This window comes from Aliikangiella sp. G2MR2-5 (assembly GCF_015687155.1).
Lineage (GTDB): Bacteria > Pseudomonadota > Gammaproteobacteria > Enterobacterales > Kangiellaceae > Aliikangiella.
In genome coordinates, this window is record NZ_JADPQF010000003.1 from 192,818 (window position 1) to 210,832 (window position 18,015).

General features: G+C 44.3%; 8 protein-coding genes. 7 read left to right on the forward strand and 1 reads right to left on the reverse strand.

Going from position 1 to position 18,015, the window contains the following annotated elements; translation table 11 throughout:
- Positions 1–67 precede the first annotated feature (67 nt).
- The 7 genes from ilvG (at position 68) to IYN84_RS11380 (ending at position 16,511) form a co-directional block, all read left to right on the forward strand.
- Positions 68–1,720, forward strand: coding sequence for an acetolactate synthase 2 catalytic subunit (gene ilvG / locus IYN84_RS11350; protein ID WP_196139333.1), 1,653 nt, complete (start codon positions 68–70; stop codon positions 1,718–1,720).
- A gap of 3 nt (positions 1,721–1,723) precedes the next feature.
- The gene (gene ilvM, locus IYN84_RS11355) at positions 1,724–1,984 is read left to right on the forward strand and encodes an acetolactate synthase 2 small subunit (RefSeq protein WP_196139334.1); all 261 of its coding nucleotides are present in this window, start codon (positions 1,724–1,726) and stop codon (positions 1,982–1,984) included.
- 47 nt (positions 1,985–2,031) lie between these two features.
- Positions 2,032–3,015, forward strand: coding sequence for a branched-chain amino acid transaminase (locus IYN84_RS11360; RefSeq protein WP_196139335.1), 984 nt, complete (start codon positions 2,032–2,034; stop codon positions 3,013–3,015).
- Complete coding sequence (ilvD, locus tag IYN84_RS11365) at positions 3,008–4,846, forward strand: dihydroxy-acid dehydratase (RefSeq protein WP_196139336.1); 1,839 nt, start codon at positions 3,008–3,010, stop codon at positions 4,844–4,846. The genes IYN84_RS11360 and ilvD overlap by 8 nt, the downstream gene beginning before the upstream one ends.
- A gap of 53 nt (positions 4,847–4,899) precedes the next feature.
- Positions 4,900–6,432 (forward strand): threonine ammonia-lyase, biosynthetic, encoded by a 1,533-nt coding sequence (gene ilvA / locus IYN84_RS11370; RefSeq protein WP_371734859.1) that lies wholly within the window; start codon positions 4,900–4,902, stop codon positions 6,430–6,432.
- A gap of 402 nt (positions 6,433–6,834) precedes the next feature.
- Positions 6,835–16,080 carry a fibronectin type III domain-containing protein gene (locus IYN84_RS11375; protein WP_196139337.1) on the forward strand — a complete coding sequence of 3,082 codons (9,246 nt, stop codon included), beginning with the start codon at positions 6,835–6,837 and terminating at the stop codon, positions 16,078–16,080.
- Entirely contained in the window at positions 16,077–16,511 is a 435-nt protein-coding gene (locus tag IYN84_RS11380; protein ID WP_196139338.1) for a hypothetical protein, read from the forward strand. The genes IYN84_RS11375 and IYN84_RS11380 overlap by 4 nt, the downstream gene beginning before the upstream one ends.
- A 438-nt stretch (positions 16,512–16,949) precedes the next feature.
- On the opposite strand, the gene IYN84_RS11385 is transcribed toward IYN84_RS11380, so the two are convergent.
- Positions 16,950–17,684 carry a hypothetical protein gene (locus IYN84_RS11385; protein ID WP_196139339.1) on the reverse strand — a complete coding sequence of 245 codons (735 nt, stop codon included), beginning with the start codon at positions 17,682–17,684 and terminating at the stop codon, positions 16,950–16,952.
- Positions 17,685–18,015: the final 331 nt, after the last annotated feature.

An 18,015-nucleotide genomic window follows, 5' to 3' on the forward strand; every position in this document is an offset into this window, starting at 1 on the left:
GGTTTAAGAAAGTTAATCGGGACAAGAAATTGAAAAATCAAATTAAAAATAGTAGGGCTGCTACCAGATGAATGGCGCAAAATTAACTCTGGAAGTATTAAGGCGTTATGGTGTCAACACAGTGTTTGGATATCCTGGTGGTGCAATTATGCCGCTTTATGATGCTCTCTATGACAGTGAAGTTGAACACTATCTTTGTCGCCATGAACAAGGCGCTGCATTTTCTGCATTGGGCTATGCCAAAGCGAGTGGAAAAGTCGGAGTTTGTTTTGCAACCTCTGGACCAGGAGTAACTAATTTAATCACTGGACTTGCTGATGCAACGGCTGACTCAGTCCCTGTTGTAGCGATTACTGGGCAGGTTGCTTCTCCCTTAATGGGAACTGACGCTTTTCAGGAAATTGATGTAATTGGTCTTTCTTTGGCAGTGACCAAGCACTCATTTCAGGTAACTGATATTAATGAGCTGGAAGCAACTTTACATAAAGCTTTTGAAATCGCGACGGCGGGTCGTCCCGGTGCAGTCATCGTGGATATTCCAAAAGATCTTCAACTTTCGGAGATTTACTCAAAGCCTGTTCTGTTGAATACACAAAGCCTTCCTGTAGCCGATGAAGATTCGTTAGCGCAAGCAAGAGCCTTGATGCATCAGTCCAGAAAGCCGATGCTTTATGTCGGTGGAGGGGTCAGTCTGGGGAACGCGGTTGAAGAGTTACGTTACTTTGCTCAACAAACAGGAATGCCTAGTGTTTCAACGCTAAAAGGCCTTGGCTCGATCGATCCTGAAGATGCTGCCTATCTGGGAATGATCGGAATGCATGGTACCAAGGCGGCGAATCTGGCGGTGCAGGATTGTGATTTATTAATTGCTGTTGGTGCGCGCTTTGATGACCGGGTGACCGGCAAACTGAATGAATTTGCTCCGGAAGCTAAAGTAATTCACCTGGATATTGATCAGGCCGAAGTAAGCAAGCTACGCCCCGCAGATGTTACTGTTTTGGGAGATTTTAAGCAAAGCCTACCGAAGCTTGCAGTCGAGTTATCAATTGAAAACTGGAGAGAAAAATGTATTCAGCTTTCAATACAAACTCAGTTTCGTTATTTGCCAAACAACGAGAACGCAACCGGATTTATCGATCCAACTTCAATGCTTAATGAGTTAAGTCGTCAGATGAATAACTCAACCGTTATAACTACAGATGTTGGCCAGCACCAAATGTGGGTTGCTCAGCATATGCGATTTGCTGAACCGAGGAATCTGCTTACCAGTGGAGCTTTAGGCACAATGGGATTCGGTTTACCTGCTGCTATTGGCGCACAAATGTCGAGACCTGAAGATGTAGTCATTGCCATCAGCGGTGATGGTTCTTTTATGATGAATGTGCAGGAGCTGGGTACAATAAAACGTTTTAAATTACCGGTAAAAATTTTGCTAATAGACAATACCAAGTTGGGCATGGTTCGCCAATGGCAGCGGCTGTTTTTTGATGAGAGGTTTAGTGAAACTGATCTATCAGATAACCCAGACTTTATTCAATTGGCCCAAGCTTTTGAGATCGAAGCAGAATCCATAAATCAGCCGGCGGAAGTTTCGGGGGCGCTTGAGAGAATGCTGAATTCGACAAACGCCTATTTACTTCATGTAAGAATAAATCAAGACCATAGCGTGTGGCCTTTAGTGCCACCTAATACAGCCAATCAAGCGATGCTGGAGGGATAGAAAATGAAATGTCATTTACTCAAAATCAGAGCAAATAATGAACCTGCGACCATGGAGCAATTACTCCGCGTAGTTCGTTTTAGAGGATTTAAAGTGGATAAAATTTCTATGAGTATTCTACCGCAAGAGCATGTGATGGATGTACAGGTAAGTGTAAAGAGTTTACGTCCAATACATTTATTGGAAAATCAATTAAAGAAACTGGTTGATGTTAATCAGGTATTTGTAGAACAAGCGACAGCTGCACAAGCCAGCGTACAGTAACAAAATAAAATTTTTAGTTTTTAAGTTTATCATTTGAGGATGAAGTAATGGCGACAAACACCCCTGAAAAAATTTGGTTTAACGGAAACATGATCCCCTGGCAAGATGCACAGGTGCATGTTCTGACTCATGCAATTCATTATGGTTCATCAGTATTTGAAGGGGTACGAGTTTATGATACGCCTGACGGACCGCAGGTTTTTCGATTGAAAGATCACACTCAGCGGTTATTCGACTCGGCTAAAATCTATCGCATGGATATTCCTTTTTCTCAAGATGATATTAATAGCGCCTGTAAATCAGCTGTAGCCGACAATAATCTGAAAAGTGCTTATCTTCGTCCAATTGCTTTTTATGGCAACGTAGGTCTGGGATTAACCCCGCCGCGTGTTCCGGTTGAAGTTGCCGTTGCTGCTTTTGAATGGGGAGCTTATTTAGGAGAAGACGGATTAGCTAATGGTGTTGATGTGTGTGTTACGTCGTGGAACCGGCTAGCGCCTAATACAATGCCAACCGGCGCAAAAGCCGGTGGAAATTACTTGTGCTCACAGTTGATTTCAATGGAAGCAAAGCGACATGGTTACCATGAAGGGATAGCAATGGATGTTAACGGCATGATAAGTGAAGGTGCTGGAGAGAATCTGTTTGTTATTCGAAACGGAGTAATTTTCACTCCACCTCTTTCAGGGTGTATTTTGCCAGGACTTACCAGAGATACTTTGATTACTTTTGCCAAAGCACATGGTTATGAAGTTCGTGAAGAAAATATTGCTCGCGAATCTTTGTATCTGGCTGATGAAATTTTTATGACAGGAACTGCTGCCGAAGTCGTACCGGTAAGAAGTGTTGATCAGATTCAGGTTGGCAATGGAGCGCGTGGTCCTATCACTGAGAAACTACAAAAAGCTTTCTTTGGTTTGTTCGATGGTACAACCAAAGACGAGTGGGGATGGTTAGAGTCTGTTTATGAGTCTGCAGAAGTTACCCCTTTAGTAACTGGCGCTAAAAGTGCTGAGGTCGCTAATGCCTAAGTTACGTTCAGCCACCAGCACACAGGGTCGAAGAATGGCCGGAGCAAGAGCGCTCTGGCGTGCCACTGGAATGAAAGAAAGCGATTTCGGCAAACCGATCATCGCGGTGGTTAATTCCTACACCCAATTTGTACCGGGACATGTACATCTTGCACCGATTGGTGAACTGGTAGCGGAACAAATCGAAAAAGCCGGCGGTGTACCCAGAGAGTTCAACACCATAGCGATCGACGACGGCATCGCTATGGGGCATGACGGTATGCTCTACAGCTTGCCGTCACGAGACCTTATTGCCGATTCGGTTGAATATATGGTCAATGCGCATTGCGCTGATGCGATGGTATGTATTTCTAACTGTGACAAGATCACGCCGGGTATGCTGATGGCTGCTCTGCGTCTTAACATTCCGGTGATTTTTGTTTCCGGTGGGCCTATGGAGGCCGGTAAAACCAAACTTTCGGATCAGTTGATTAAACTTGATCTGGTTGATGCAATGGTTGAAGCAGTCAATACCAATACCAGTGATGAGCAAGTTAAAAAAGTCGAGGAGTCTGCTTGCCCCACCTGTGGCTCTTGCTCAGGTATGTTTACCGCTAATTCTATGAACTGCCTGACCGAAGCTCTTGGCTTAGCTCTACCTGGCAATGGCAGTATGCTGGCAACTCATGCTGATCGTAAAAAGCTATTTGAATCCGCCGGTCAAAAAATTGTCGAGCTTTGCAATCAGTATTATCAAAAAGACGATGAGTCGGTTTTGCCGCGCTCAATAGCGAACAAGGCGGCCTTTGAAAATGCCATGGTACTGGATATAGCTATGGGCGGTTCAACTAATACCGTGCTTCACCTGTTGGCTGCTGCTCAGGAAGCAGAAGTCAATTTTGATATGACAGATATCGATCGTTTATCGCGTGAAGTTCCACATCTGTGCAAAGTCGCTCCGTCTGGTAATCAATATCACATGGAAGATGTGCATAGAGCCGGAGGTGTTGTAGGTATTCTCGGAGAACTTGCCAGAGCAAACTTGTTACATACAGACTGCTTGAACGTTTCTGATGGTTCTCTGCAAGCAACACTTGCTAAGTGGGATATCAAAGTGACGCAGGATGAGTCGGTAAAAGAATTTTTTAAAGCTGGTCCAGCTGGTATTCGAACGACCAGAGCGATGAGTCAGTCCTGCCGTTATGATTCTCTGGATGATGACCGGGAAAAAGGATGCATTCGAACTTTGGAAAACGCTTATCGTAAAGATGGTGGGCTCGCGGTGCTGAAAGGAAACCTGGCTGAAAAAGGTTGTATTGTTAAAACTGCGGGAGTTGCTGATAGCTGTCTAACCTTTGCCGGTCCGGCAAGAGTTTTTGAAAGTCAGGATAGTGCGGTCGATGCCATCATCAATGATCAAATTAATGAAGGCGATGTAGTTGTCATTCGATATGAAGGACCCAAAGGTGGACCCGGAATGCAGGAAATGCTTTATCCTACCAGTTACCTGAAAGGAAAAGGGCTCGGAGAAAAGTGCGCGCTGATTACAGATGGTCGCTTCTCAGGTGGAACATCCGGTTTATCTATCGGCCATGTTTCTCCAGAGGCCGCCAATCAGGGAACTATCGGGTTGATCGAAGAAGGTGATCTCATCTCGATTGATATTCCTTCGCGAGAAATCAGCCTGAAAGTATCCGAGCAGGAATTAGTACAGAGGCGTGAACAAAGAAATCGACTTGGGTGGAAGCCTCAAGAAATTCGCTCACGCAATGTTTCTGCAGCCCTTAAAGCGTATGCTATGTTAGCGACCAGTGCGGATCAGGGTGCTGTCAGAGATTTGAGTAAGCTTTAATTCAAGCAAGTACAAAATAAATAAATTCTCAGAAAATAAGTAGGAGATTAACCGTGCAAAACGCAACTGCAAAACAGCTCGATATCGGAATGGATTATTTGCGAAGAATTTTGCTGGCTCCCATTTATGATGTTGCGAAAGAAACAGATTTGAATTTTCTTTCTCGTTTGTCCAAAGAGCACGGCAATCAAATCTACTTGAAGCGAGAAGATCAGCAGCCGGTTCACTCTTTTAAATTACGAGGAGCTTATAATCGACTTGCAAGTCTGAACTCAGAAAGGAAAGCACGTGGTGTTGTTGCGGCTTCAGCCGGTAATCATGCACAGGGAGTTGCGCTTTCCGCACAAAAACTGGGTATAAAGGCAACGATTGTCATGCCCATCACTACCCCCGATATTAAAGCCCAGAGCGTTAGTCGTTTGGGAGCTGAAGTCAAATTAGTAGGAAAAAGTTTTAACGAAGCAAACACTGCAGCTATCGAAATGGCAAAGCAGAGTGGTGCCGTTTTTATTCCTCCATTTGATGACAAAGATGTTATCGCCGGACAGGGAACTTTAGGAAAGGAATTATTGCAGCAGCTGCCCGATATGGATGTGGTATTTGTACCTGTTGGTGGTGGTGGATTGCTTGCCGGAGTAGCTACCTATCTGAAGCAACTGAAACCCACAATTAAAATCGTTGGCGTTGAAGCAGAAGATTCAGCCTGTTTGACTGCGGCGCTTGCTGAAGGAAAACCGGTAGACTTACCACAAGTAGGACTTTTTGCTGATGGCGTCGCGGTTAAACGAATCGGCGAAGAAACATTTCCGTTGATACGTGCTTTTTGCGATCAGGTGATCACCGTTAGCAATGATGAAATATGCGGTGCGATTAAAGAGATCTTCGAGCATACCCGTGTGATTGCCGAGCCTGCAGGTGCTTTGTCATTGGCAGGATGTATTCGATATACCCAAACCAGTAATGGAAATCAAAAGTTAGCAGCGATTCTAAGTGGTGCTAATATGAACTTTCACACACTTCGTTATGTTTCCGAGAGGTGCGAGCTTGCAGAGAAAAAAGAAGCCGTTCTCTCTGTCACAATCCCTGAAGAAAAAGGAAGCTTTAAAAAGTTTTGCCAGATAATCGGCGGTAAAGTCATTACAGAATTTAATTACCGTTTTAGTCACAATGAAAAAGCTAATATTTTCGTTGGTGTGAAGTTAAATGATGGAGAAGCGGAGCTAGAAGAGCTAACTTCCAACTTAAAAAAACATTATCCGGTGTCAGATTTTACCGATAATGAATTGGCGAAACTTCATGTTCGCTATATGGTTGGAGGTCAAAGTCCGGTTGAACTCAGTGAGAGAGTATTCCAATTTGAATTTCCCGAATATCCGGGAGCGCTTGAAAAATTTCTGGAAACACTGGGTGAAGACTGGAATATAACGCTATTTCATTACCGCAATCATGGGAGTGCTATTGGACAGGTTCTCGCCGGATTTGATGTGCCGGAAACCGAACAGCTGGATTTTTTCAGACATTTAAAAGCATTGGGGTATAGCTTTAAGGAAGAAACCAGCAATCCCGCATTCCGACAGTTTTTATAGAAAACAATTAACAACACTTACCAAATGACCCGTAAAACGCTAAATAAAGAACACGCAAAAACGAATACTGCGAGATGATTTATGTGAGACGACAATTAATTTAGCTATTTTCCATTGAACTTTTAGTAAACATTACAGAGTCTCTAGTAAATATTTACATTATATGACATTAATCAATATTTGAGATTGAAGATATTTTAACAGTGACTTAAAATCGCGCTTCAGAAACGCAAAGGGAGTTTGCTTATTACGGTTTGTCCTTTCCTCGCACCTTCCTATTGTGGGTTTAAACAACCTGTTTGATTGTTAAACAAACAAATAACTGAACAGTTATTAATGCTCCGTATTCCAGAGTGCTCGCTGTTTGAATAAAAAATTAAGATTATTTTGGGGACTAGTAAAGTGCAGTTTAAGTCGCTTGTTCTATGTATTGTAATGTCACTGGCGGGAGGTTTTTCCACTGTTGTAAAGGCCGTCTGTACAGAACCGCTGGCTTTATCAACCGGCAGTGATCCACTGTTAACAGATTCAGAGTTGCAAGAAAACGGTAACTCTGCAGGAAATGCTAACGCTTCGGGAAATGGTAATTCTGGAGCTAATCCCTCAGATAGTAGCACTTCAGAGTCATCATCTACCCTGGCTTTTACCGGGCCAGGAGGTGGCTGTACCGGAGGTTCAACCCCGAATACGCCAAGCAGTATCTCCTATCCATCAACCTCAACTTCAGGAAGCTTTACCGTTAGTTGGGGCGCATCTGAAGGATTTACCGGGGTTATTGCCAAGTATCATCTTGAGCAGTCGAAAAACGGTGGTGGGTATACTGAAATCGCAACAATCGCGGCGACCACCACCTCCTATAGTTTAACCGGACGAGGATATGGAGATTACCGTTATCGTGTACGCGCCTGTAAAGATGGCTTGTGTTCTGGTTATCGAACAGGAGGCACTATTTTAGTCAGGCCTAAGCCGGCAAAGCCTGCGACTCCGGTAAACGTTAACTCTACTGCTACCAGTTATCGGGTTTCATGGACAAAACCATCCGGAACGGTATCTTACTATCAGGTTCAGGAAAAGTTGGTTAGTGGTAACTGGGCCACCATATCCAGTAAGCATACAGCAACCTATATAGACCTGTCGGGTAAGTTAAATAATCAGGCATGGAACTATCGAGTTCGTGCGTGTAATGGCTACAACTGGGCATGCTCTTCCTACAGTAGTGCCAATACGGTCAGGGTTGAGTTAAAGCCGTCCGTGCCGACTGCACCACTCAATGTAAACTCGGCTTCTTCTTCTTTTTCTATAAGTTGGACCAAGCCTTCCGGGTCGGTAAACTTTTATAAGGTTCAGGAAAGAGTGGCCGGTGGAAGTTGGTCGACGGTTTCCTCGAATAATACGACTACTTCGCTTTCATTCAGTGGTAGAGCTAACAATACCAATTACGAGTACAAGGTAGCAGCCTGTAACAGTTATGACTGGGCCTGTTCCGATTTTTCTCCTGTCAATCTGGTAAGAGTTGAGGTCAAACCTGAAGCACCTGCCAAGCCGACAGACATTAATTCGACTTCGACCATCTTTTCTGTTGCCTGGAGTAAGCCGTCAGGCACTGCGGATTACTACTACATCCGCGAAAGAACTTTAGGGGGAAGCTGGAGTCCTGAAGTGAAGTTAACCGCTGCCAGTTACCCCAGAACTCATTCTGATGGTTCGACCTGGGAGTATCAGGTAAAAGCATGTAATTCATTTGACTGGGCCTGTTCTTCTTTTAGTCCCACTGCTGTTGCAAAGGTTCGTATTCCTGCCGAGATACCTGGCAAGCAGGATAATGTTTATTCGAATACTTCCAGTTATAGTGTCGAGTGGACTGCTGCAGCCAGGGCAACCTACTATTATGTTCAAGAGAGAGCGGTAGGCAGCACCTGGGGACCGCTAAATAAAACATCTGCTACCAGCCAAACTTTTACCAATAATAACAACACCTACTGGGAATATCAGGTTAAAGCGTGTAATGGTGAAGACTGGGCTTGTTCAAGTTTCGGTCCGACCATTTCTGCCACTGTCCGATTCAAACCGGGAACCCCGGCAGCACCAACGACATCGGTCACTCAATCGATAACAGGTAGTTACTCCATCAATTGGACGGCGCCGACTGGCACCACCACCAAGTATGATTTACAACAACGCAAAGATAATGGAGGCTGGGCGACGATTGCCAATAACACAACGTCGACCACCAAAGCCGTGTCTGGTTTGAGTAGTGGAGACTACCAATATCGTGTTCGAGCCTGTAATACTTACGACTGGGCCTGTTCCAGTTATTCTGTGATATCGAACAATGTCATGGTGAGGTTAACACCTGGTAAGCCATCAATTACTCAACCTACGGGAAATATCGTTAAGTATGCCCAGTTCCCGATAAAATGGGGTGCGGATGCAGAAGCTACCTACTACGTAGTAGAAGAGTTAACAGGGTCGGGGGCATGGGATGTATTAGCCAATAATCTGGCGGCTACCACCTATGAAATTTCCAAATCCGCAAGCGGAACTTATAACTTCCGTGTTAAAGCGTGTAACGAGTTGTCCTGCTCGGCTTACAGCAATACCAAGACGATAACACTTGTTTTACCGCCAACCTACGGCGAAGTCACACTCCAGCCGGTTGCTGATGCTATTTTTAGCCCACTAGGTAATATTCCGGCACAACAAAATGTTGGTGCGCTGGAAGGTCAGGCTGGTGTGTCCGGTGGTGCTGCAACCTATAGTGTACCGATAGCTATTCCTCCGGGGCGTGCCGGGATGCAGCCAAACGTTTCTCTTAATTATTCGTCGCGTTCAGGCAATGGCATAGTCGGTGTCGGCTGGAGTTTAGGTGTTGGTTCGAGTATTCATCGTTGCGGACCTAGCCGAGCAGTTGATGGGCAAAATGTGGGTGTGACTTACAATGCAACCATGGACAAATTATGTCTGGATGGTCAAAGGTTAATACTTGCTAATAGTGCGGCTTATGGCGAACCTGGTGCTCAATATCATACAGAGTTGGATCAGTTCCTTCGAGTAACCCAACTTGACGGAAGCATGAATAGTGGCTCTACCAATTTTAAAGTTGAATATAAAAATGGAACCCTTGCCTATTACGGTAACTCAAGTGATTCAAGACACTCTGCAGGTGGAATTTCAGAAACACTCAGCTGGGCGATAAAACAGAAAGAAGACCGCACTCCGTTACGCAATAATATTCGTTATTACTATGAGACTTACGGGCAAGGTGAACACTTGCTCAGGCAAATCAAATATACCGGCGAAAACGACTCTTACGGTGACCGTCAGGTAGAGTTTGTCTATGAAAATCGCCCTGATAAAGATTTTAAAATGCTGGCGGGTGGCAAAACTGAGTCGACTAAGCGGCTATCTCATATTAAGACCTACCTGAATAACGGCAATTTGCTAATCCGGGACTATGCCATTAATTATCAAAATACCACTAAAACGGTAAGTGAGGTATCTCGACGTAGTCTGGTGCGAAACATTGTGGAGTGTTCACAAAACCAGTGCTTACCGGCAACCAATTTCACCTGGGAAGATGTTGCGCCTTCCATGGGAGCGAAGAAACAGTTCAATACCTACACCGGGGACTATAATCTCGCGCTATTTGGAAGAGATGCGCTAAACCTGACGGATGTAAATGGCGATGGGATCAAAGATGCCGTTATCTATGATCACCTTAATCCTAACTCTACTACCTGGGAAAGAAAAGTTACTGTCCGATTGCTTAATGCGGCGGGAGAACTCGATACTGAAAAGTACTACGATAATCCCATTGACTTGGGTACAACCAATTTCAACACTGTGGGTGCTGATTTCAATTTAGATGGCTATAAAGATTTCATTTATTACGATTATAGTAGTGACCAAACCAAAGCTCGCTCGTTTAAGAAAAGCATCGTCGGGGGTAAAGAAAAGTGGACCTATAGTGGTGAGGTTGTAACGCTTATTACCGGACCGGTTAAAAACGTTATCGACCTAAACGGTGATGGAAAAGAGGATCTTATAACCACTGATGGAACGAATTATTTCGCACATTTCAATACCTCTAAAATGACCGGTGGGGTAGCGAGTATTTCGTTTAGTGCGCCGCAAGTGATGACACATGTTAACCCCAACGTGCGGGGGCATGCTTACCTCTCAGTAATGAACATTGATATGTCATCACTTTTTGCTTTTGGCGCACCACCACCACCAGTAGTGCCTTTCGGCCCTGTTCTGGAACAGGAGAGCATGGGGACGAGTGATATTAATGGTGATGGACTGGTTGACCTTATTTTTACTCGAGAGAAAAACAAAGAAGTTACCTTCAACTACGAGAAAAGTGAATTTTATCCTGATGGCCTGGTTCAAAAAACTGCTGTACCGGAACGAATTTACCACGAGATAGTTTTTGCAAGGCCTAATGGCAGTGGGGGAGTCAGTTACGATGCGCGAGTTCCTGGTGAACAGCTAGGTTTACCCTATAACATTGCATTTAATCAGGGGGTATTTGCAGATATAAATGGTGATGGTTTAGCTGACTATGCTTCTGCAGAGGTGATCTCAGGTCAGTATCGCTGGATGGTCCGCTATAACAATGGCAACGGGACTTTTGCCAATAGCGTAAATACCGGAATTGCCACCGGTATTCACACTCAAACCTACGATGATGACCCCTTAAACGATGATATTTTCAAACATCGTGTACAGGCAGTTAATGGCGGTTTGATGGTAATGGATATCGATCAGGATGGCGATGATGAGCTTCTGGTTGCAGAGTTCCCGATTGGTTCAGTGACATATCAAAGCAGTCACTATAACTCGATGAACATTCGCAGAACAGGTACTGGCTTGCATCGTTTTGGCGATAAGTCAGTCGAGCCCTATGCTTTTCATTCAACCTATAGCGCTTACGATATTCGTCCTTACAACTATTCGGTCGTCGATATTCGCTCCGGTAGCAATCGAGTGATCTCAAATTATCTGAAAGCGCCATTACCCTATAGCGTTCAGGGTGGCTTAGAAATTGGGGATGTAAACTCGGATGGTTATACCGACATCAGTTATAAACAGGCTAAATATTTCTGTGTGGATTCGCTGGATTTAAACTGTGACAATATCGACAAAGGCGATAGCTGGAAGACTGAAACGCGTATTGAAGTTTCTTCATCCTTCAGTGATACAGCGGCGCTTTATTACCACCAGGGAGAAAAAGCATCACCAGATTTACTGCAGGAAGTTGAAAATGGACTAGGCGTGCATAGTCGTTGGAACTACGCGCCACTCGTTTCTGATGGCGGACGTTCAGCGCAAGATCCCAAATTTTATGAAATTCCTACTGATCGTTACGTGATGAGGAATGGATTTAATTACTCCGAAGATTATCTGTACTTCGCTTCCAGCATGTATGTGGTCAGTGACTTCGAACAAAGTAACGGGATTGGTGAATTTAACAAAACTGCCTACTCTTATCGAGAAGCGATTTACAACCGGGAAGGACGTGGATTTCAGGGATTTCGAACCATCATTGTCGATAACCCGGATGGAACACGTGCGGTGACCGATTTCCACCAGGTTTTTCCTCTTGCCGGGAAGATTGAAGAAGTTCGTACCTGTATGGCGAACGACGATAATTACGGTCATCAAAGCGAAGACAATTCTAACGTGAATGTGGAGTGTAACAACTCTCCATTGAGTAAAAACGCTTTCGAATACTTTGTATTCAAGAAAAAATATTCTGAACCGACTTCAGGCTTTTCCGGACGCACCAGAATCTGTCCGGAAGGTGATCTGGAAGGGGACGAATGTCCAAGCGGTGACGATGACACATTAAGGGCAAGCTACAATAATTACTGGTGGGTTGTACCGACGGAGTCCACAGAGTTATCGTATGACTTTAACGATCGTGACAGTGTTTTACCTTTGTTAAATAAAAAGGTCACTCTGGATCCATTACAAGATGTTGATGCTGCTTTTGGTAATATCTTAAAAACGACCCAAGTGATTGACGACGGTTATAGTCAACGTCAGACGGTTACCGAAAATAGTTATTATCCTGAAAATATAGAAGGCTGGTGGATAAATAAACTGGAGTGGACCAAAGTTACCTCTCAAACGCTTTCCGGGAGCAAAAATGCTGTTTACGACGCGACACTTGATCCGGTTAAGTGGACCAAAACGACGATCAACAGTTATGACCCGTTAGGTAGCCGTCATCCGGCTAGTATTACTACGACTGCGATTGATGCTAAATCGGTTACAGTAAATAGCATTTATAACAACACTGGTTTACCAACAAAGGTGACGACAACCGCCGATGGCGAGTCGCGTGAAGTTAACACTGGTTACTCGAGTGATGGCTACTTTGTCGAGTGGGTAAACAGCGGATTAGGACGAGCCTATAGTTACGCTGATCCCATTCATGGTCAACCGGAGCGTACAAAAGATATTAATAGTCTCGAAACCAACTATAAATACGATGCATTCGGTCGCGCTGAACAGGTAACGCCTCCTAACGGCAGCGGTCAGCCGGTTTATACGCGCTTTGCCTGGTGTGAAAATGATTGTGACGGTCGTGGTTTCCCAACGGATGTTGCTTCGCGCATGGTTTACAAGCAGACCAGCTATTCGGCAGGTACTCCGGAAAGTATTGTTTATAAAGATCAATTCAACCGGGTCGTTGCCAGTGCTACAAAAGCTTTTGATGGTAGTAACTATGTGTACACTACCGCAGTGTATGACGCGCTGGGTCGCAAGGTAAGAGAAACCAATCCATCGCATGATGCATCTTTTGCAAAGGGCGTCCACTTTGACAAATATGATGAAATTGGCCGTTTAACAGAAAAGCGGGTTGATCAGGCTGACAATCAGGAGATGGCGGTGAGCTATATCTACGCCGGCCATGATACGACCATTAAAGCGTCCGGGCTGATAATGCACCGCACTTATTCCGGTAACGGTCAGCTGATGAAAACTGTGGATGCAGAAAGCGGTGTGACCCAATACGCATACGATGCAATGGGTAATCCGATTGTCTTGCAAGATGCTAACGGCAGTCCGATTACAGCCTCCTACAATGGACTGGGTCAGAAAAAATATGTGATTGATCCCAACATGGGGCGCAAAGATTTTACCTACACCGGGTTTGGTGAAGTAAAAACAGAGACCGATGCTAACGGCAATAGCTACCGTTACAAATATGATACGCAAGGACGATTAACGCATCGTTATTTAAACGGTTGGGACTATGGCGATCTCGAAGCGCGCTTCCTGTTTGATAGCGCAAACCAGGGAACGACCGGAGCAAAATGTAAAGGTCTGCCTGAAAGTGAACTGTCAAAGAATGGCAATAATTTTGCTCGAAGCTATGCTTACGATAGTCTATGTCGTCCGCTGCAAACAACTACCAGCATTGATGGCAGGAGTTTCGTACAAACTACCCACTACGATACCAACTATGGGCGGGTGAAAGGTGTTACTTATCCAACCGGTACCACACTTGAAAACTGGTATAACAGCGATGGTTATCTGACTCATCAGGTGAACGCGGCCAACGATTATGTTTACCATGAAGTAACTGCAGCTGATGCTAGAGGACAGGTGCTGAGAGCTCTGAAAGCCAATGGTAATTTAACGGAAAAACGAGTTTTTGATGATGTTTCCGGTCAGATGCTGGAAGTTTACACTTATTCCAACACTGTGCTCGATCAGCGTCACCGTATTGTTTACACATATGATAACGGTTTTGGCAATTTGAGATCCCAGGATGTAGAGTCAATTGATACAAACGGCGTTGTTAGCAGTTTAACCGAAACTTATCGTTACGATGATCTTCACCGATTGGTTGAGTCGACTTTAAATGGTGTATCAACTGGATACGATTACGACAAAGTCGGTAACCTTTTGTACAAAGATGATTTTGCCAGTAATTATCTCTACGGTGATATCGCGAGAACTTACAATAACGCCGGACCCAATGCGGTAAGACAGGTGACTAAAGCCGGTGGTGGTACAGTTACTTATAGTTATGATGCCAACGGGAATTTGCTATCTGATGGTGAAAAAACGCTGACCTACAATGCGTTTAACAAGCCAACGAAAATTACCAAAAGCGGTATAACCAGTAATTTCTATTACGGCTCCGATCAGATGCGCTTCAAGCAGGTGAAAACCGGGAAAGCCGGCGGCACAGAAACGACTTATTATGTCGGCAAGGCTTATGAAGAAATTCATTACAATGGCGAGATCATCAAAAAGTCTTATATGGGGGATACCATCCTCACCGAGACTGAACGGAATAACAATTTGGATTTCAAAATTGGCTTTGTTCATCGTGATCGTTTGAATTCGGTGGTGACCATTACTGATGAGAACGGCAGAATAGTCGATAACAAAAGCTATGATCCGTTCGGTAAGCCGCGCAAAGCAAGTATGGAAAAAGTCGACCTGGCTAGTCCGGCTAGACTTGATCAGATTGCCTGGATGGAAAATTATATTCCGACCAAAGAGTCTACGGAACTGCATACACGTCGTGGGTTTACTGATCATGAGCATCTGGATGATGCTGAGCTCATTCATATGAATGGACGGGTTTACGATTATAACCTAGGGAGATTCTTGTCGGTTGACCCGTTTATTCAGGAGCCGGGGAATTCGCAGTCGATGAATCCTTACAGCTACATTATGAATAATCCGTTGGCTGGGACTGATCCTAGTGGTTACACGGCCTGTGACGCTGGCGATGATAGCTGTGATAAACCAAAAGAAAAACCTAAGCGGAAAAAGCGAGACCATCGACGTGGTAAAGGCTTTGGATGGAAAACTGTATATGTAGCTGGTAACAACGGTTCCGATACAACTAATGCAACTGTAGTTGTAAAACACAAAGGTAAGGCCCCAGAGAACATTGGCGATATAAAAACGGAAGATGTAATCAGTATTACAATTATCAGTGATACTGCGACTGAGGCTGACTTAGTTGCTGCTTATTCGGGCGGGACAGAAGAAGAGTCATTTGATTTTGACTGTGATGGATGCAAATTTACTCCGGGACAGTATGGGCTATCGGGAAAACGAGGCGGTAAGCCTCGAAGAGTTAGACCTCAATCCCAAGAAACTCAAGAAATTTTTAATATTCATCAGTACGAGATGCTGGTATCTCAAATTCAATTAATTAACCCTCATTACAGGCCTCCTCCAAATGCTAGTAGTTACAATTCTCCGCTAGTTACTCAGCAGACGCTTTCAAATTTGAGAGTTGTTCTACAAAACTCTATTAATGCACTTGCTGGTAGAGCGCCAATACAAATAGGCAATACTACGGGTAGGATGCAGCCCAAAAGTGGATATACTCAAGTTCAATACACTTGGGTAGGCTCTGATAACTTGGTTTATATTGCAAGATGGCACGGGCGCACGGGCGAATGGGGGCCAGCTCACTCGTGGCGTGTAACAAGAGGTACTTCTAAAAACCAAATCAATAGAGGTAATGGCGAAGAAATGTATAATGTTTTCGGAGCTCACCGATGGGTTTCCACTAGAGAATACAGAAGTGCGATTAGGGCTCGGAGAGCAGGAACTGCTACGGGTCATCAAAGATTCATTCTAAAGAGGTCACATATGCCATGATAGATGACAGGCTGTTAAAAGATATAGGGTTGTTGGTCGGTAATGTTTCGTTGTTAGTAAAAGATGACCCTGTGCCGAGAGAGTGGGCTGACTTGGCAGACAAATCTGGTGTGCTAGAAGGGTGGAGAAGCCAAGAAAAACTAACTCCGCTGCAAATAGGAATTCTGGTTAAACTTGCATCAATTACTAATGAGGAAGAAGTCGCTGGAGCTATACTTGATATTTTGGATACCAAAGTAGGAAGCTCAGCTGCTATTAATATTGCTTATACTTTAATTATTAGCGATTATTCAGAAATTAGAGAGTTAGCGTTAGAGTTTTTATATGAAGACTATAATAGTGACTGTTTGGATGCGGCAATAATACTTCAGCATGATGAATGTGATTATGTCTCTCAGTTAGCAGCAAGGATATTAAAAGAAAACAACTAAAAAAACAGATGAACACAGGCGGCTAACCCAAAGCAAGTTACCGGGACACCCATCCAAATAAAAACAGATGACCACAGGCGGCTAACCCAAAGCAAGTTACCGGGACACCCATCCAAATAAAAACAGATGACCACAGGCGGCTAACCCTGAGTAACCGCCAGTTCCACCTTAAGTCCAGCCTGAGGTTCCCCCCCTCGGGCTTTTCTTTGTCTACTTGATAAAAACAGATGGTGCCAGAGACACGCATCCGTGAAGAGCTGTAGTTCGTTTAATCTACAAGATAGCTAACGCTAGAAGAGCTCCAGATAGACCTGAGCAGACCATAGTTAGAATTATGTAGTTGATTGTAGAGAGCTTATCGAGGACGTTGAGTTGAGCTTCGAGGGACTTACAGTTGGTGCATTCGTTGTGAGGCATTGGGTTTCCTTAGGTTGTTCGTTAGGCTGCTTGCTGATTATCGACAAGCTGCAATAGGTGTTGGCACTGAGGGTAAGTCTCAGCGAGTTCAATAGCATTTCTACGTAGCTTGGCTGATAGTTGCTTACCACTTTCAACCGCTTTCATGATTCGACTTTTCTTTTTTCTGTCTTTGCAGGAGAGCGGGATAGCAACTTCTCGCTTGTCCTGCTTCTCGAAGCCTACAAGTTGACTTAAGGTCGACTGAGGGAATAGCTCGTGAAGCGCTTCAGCTAATACCCTTGAACCGACAATGATATTTCTTGTGGCTTTGACCTGAGGTTTTCTCAATGAAGTTCGACACACAACTTGATAGGCATCAGGTAATACGAAAGTCTCAAAGATATCCTTGTTCGTAAATCCGTAGCGAGCCTTAAGAGCATTGATAAACTGTGTGTCAGGGTTGGTAGCCGCTAAGTAAGCAATGTTGTCGATATGCGAGTAACAATTCATACCTAAAGACTTGATGCTAAGGGTGGTGCAAAGCTTATCCTCAGGTGCAGCAACATAGTTGTTACGAGCCAGTAGATAGCGATTACTATCAAACGCTTCAGGCAACGCTGAGATTATCGACGCCATGTAATCCTTATCGCCAGTATGAGTACATCGAGTCCAGTTACGGTCAGTTAGGTATTGAATGTTGATTTGGCCGTTGATGTGTCGATGAGCATCTTGTTTACCAATCTTGCCTGTTACTGGTTTAAATAAAAAGATCAAGGACACCCACTCGAAAATACAAATATATCTCAAATTCGATTTGACTTAAGATGCAGGACACCCATCCAAACGGCTATTGGTTTATTTGACCAGCAGGCTACGCAGCGATTTGCAGCAGAAATGATCAGTTGTGAGATTATAAGATGCAGGACACCCATCCAAACGGCTATTGGTTTATTTGACCTGCAGGCTACGCAGCGATTTGCAGCAGAAATGATCAGTTGTTGCCGGCAAGGAAGCCTCGATTGAAAATCGAGGTTATTCTTCGTTTTGTGTACTTGGAGGTACTGCCTAAGTTCTTTTCTAGTATTTAATTAGAGGAGAGAGGAAT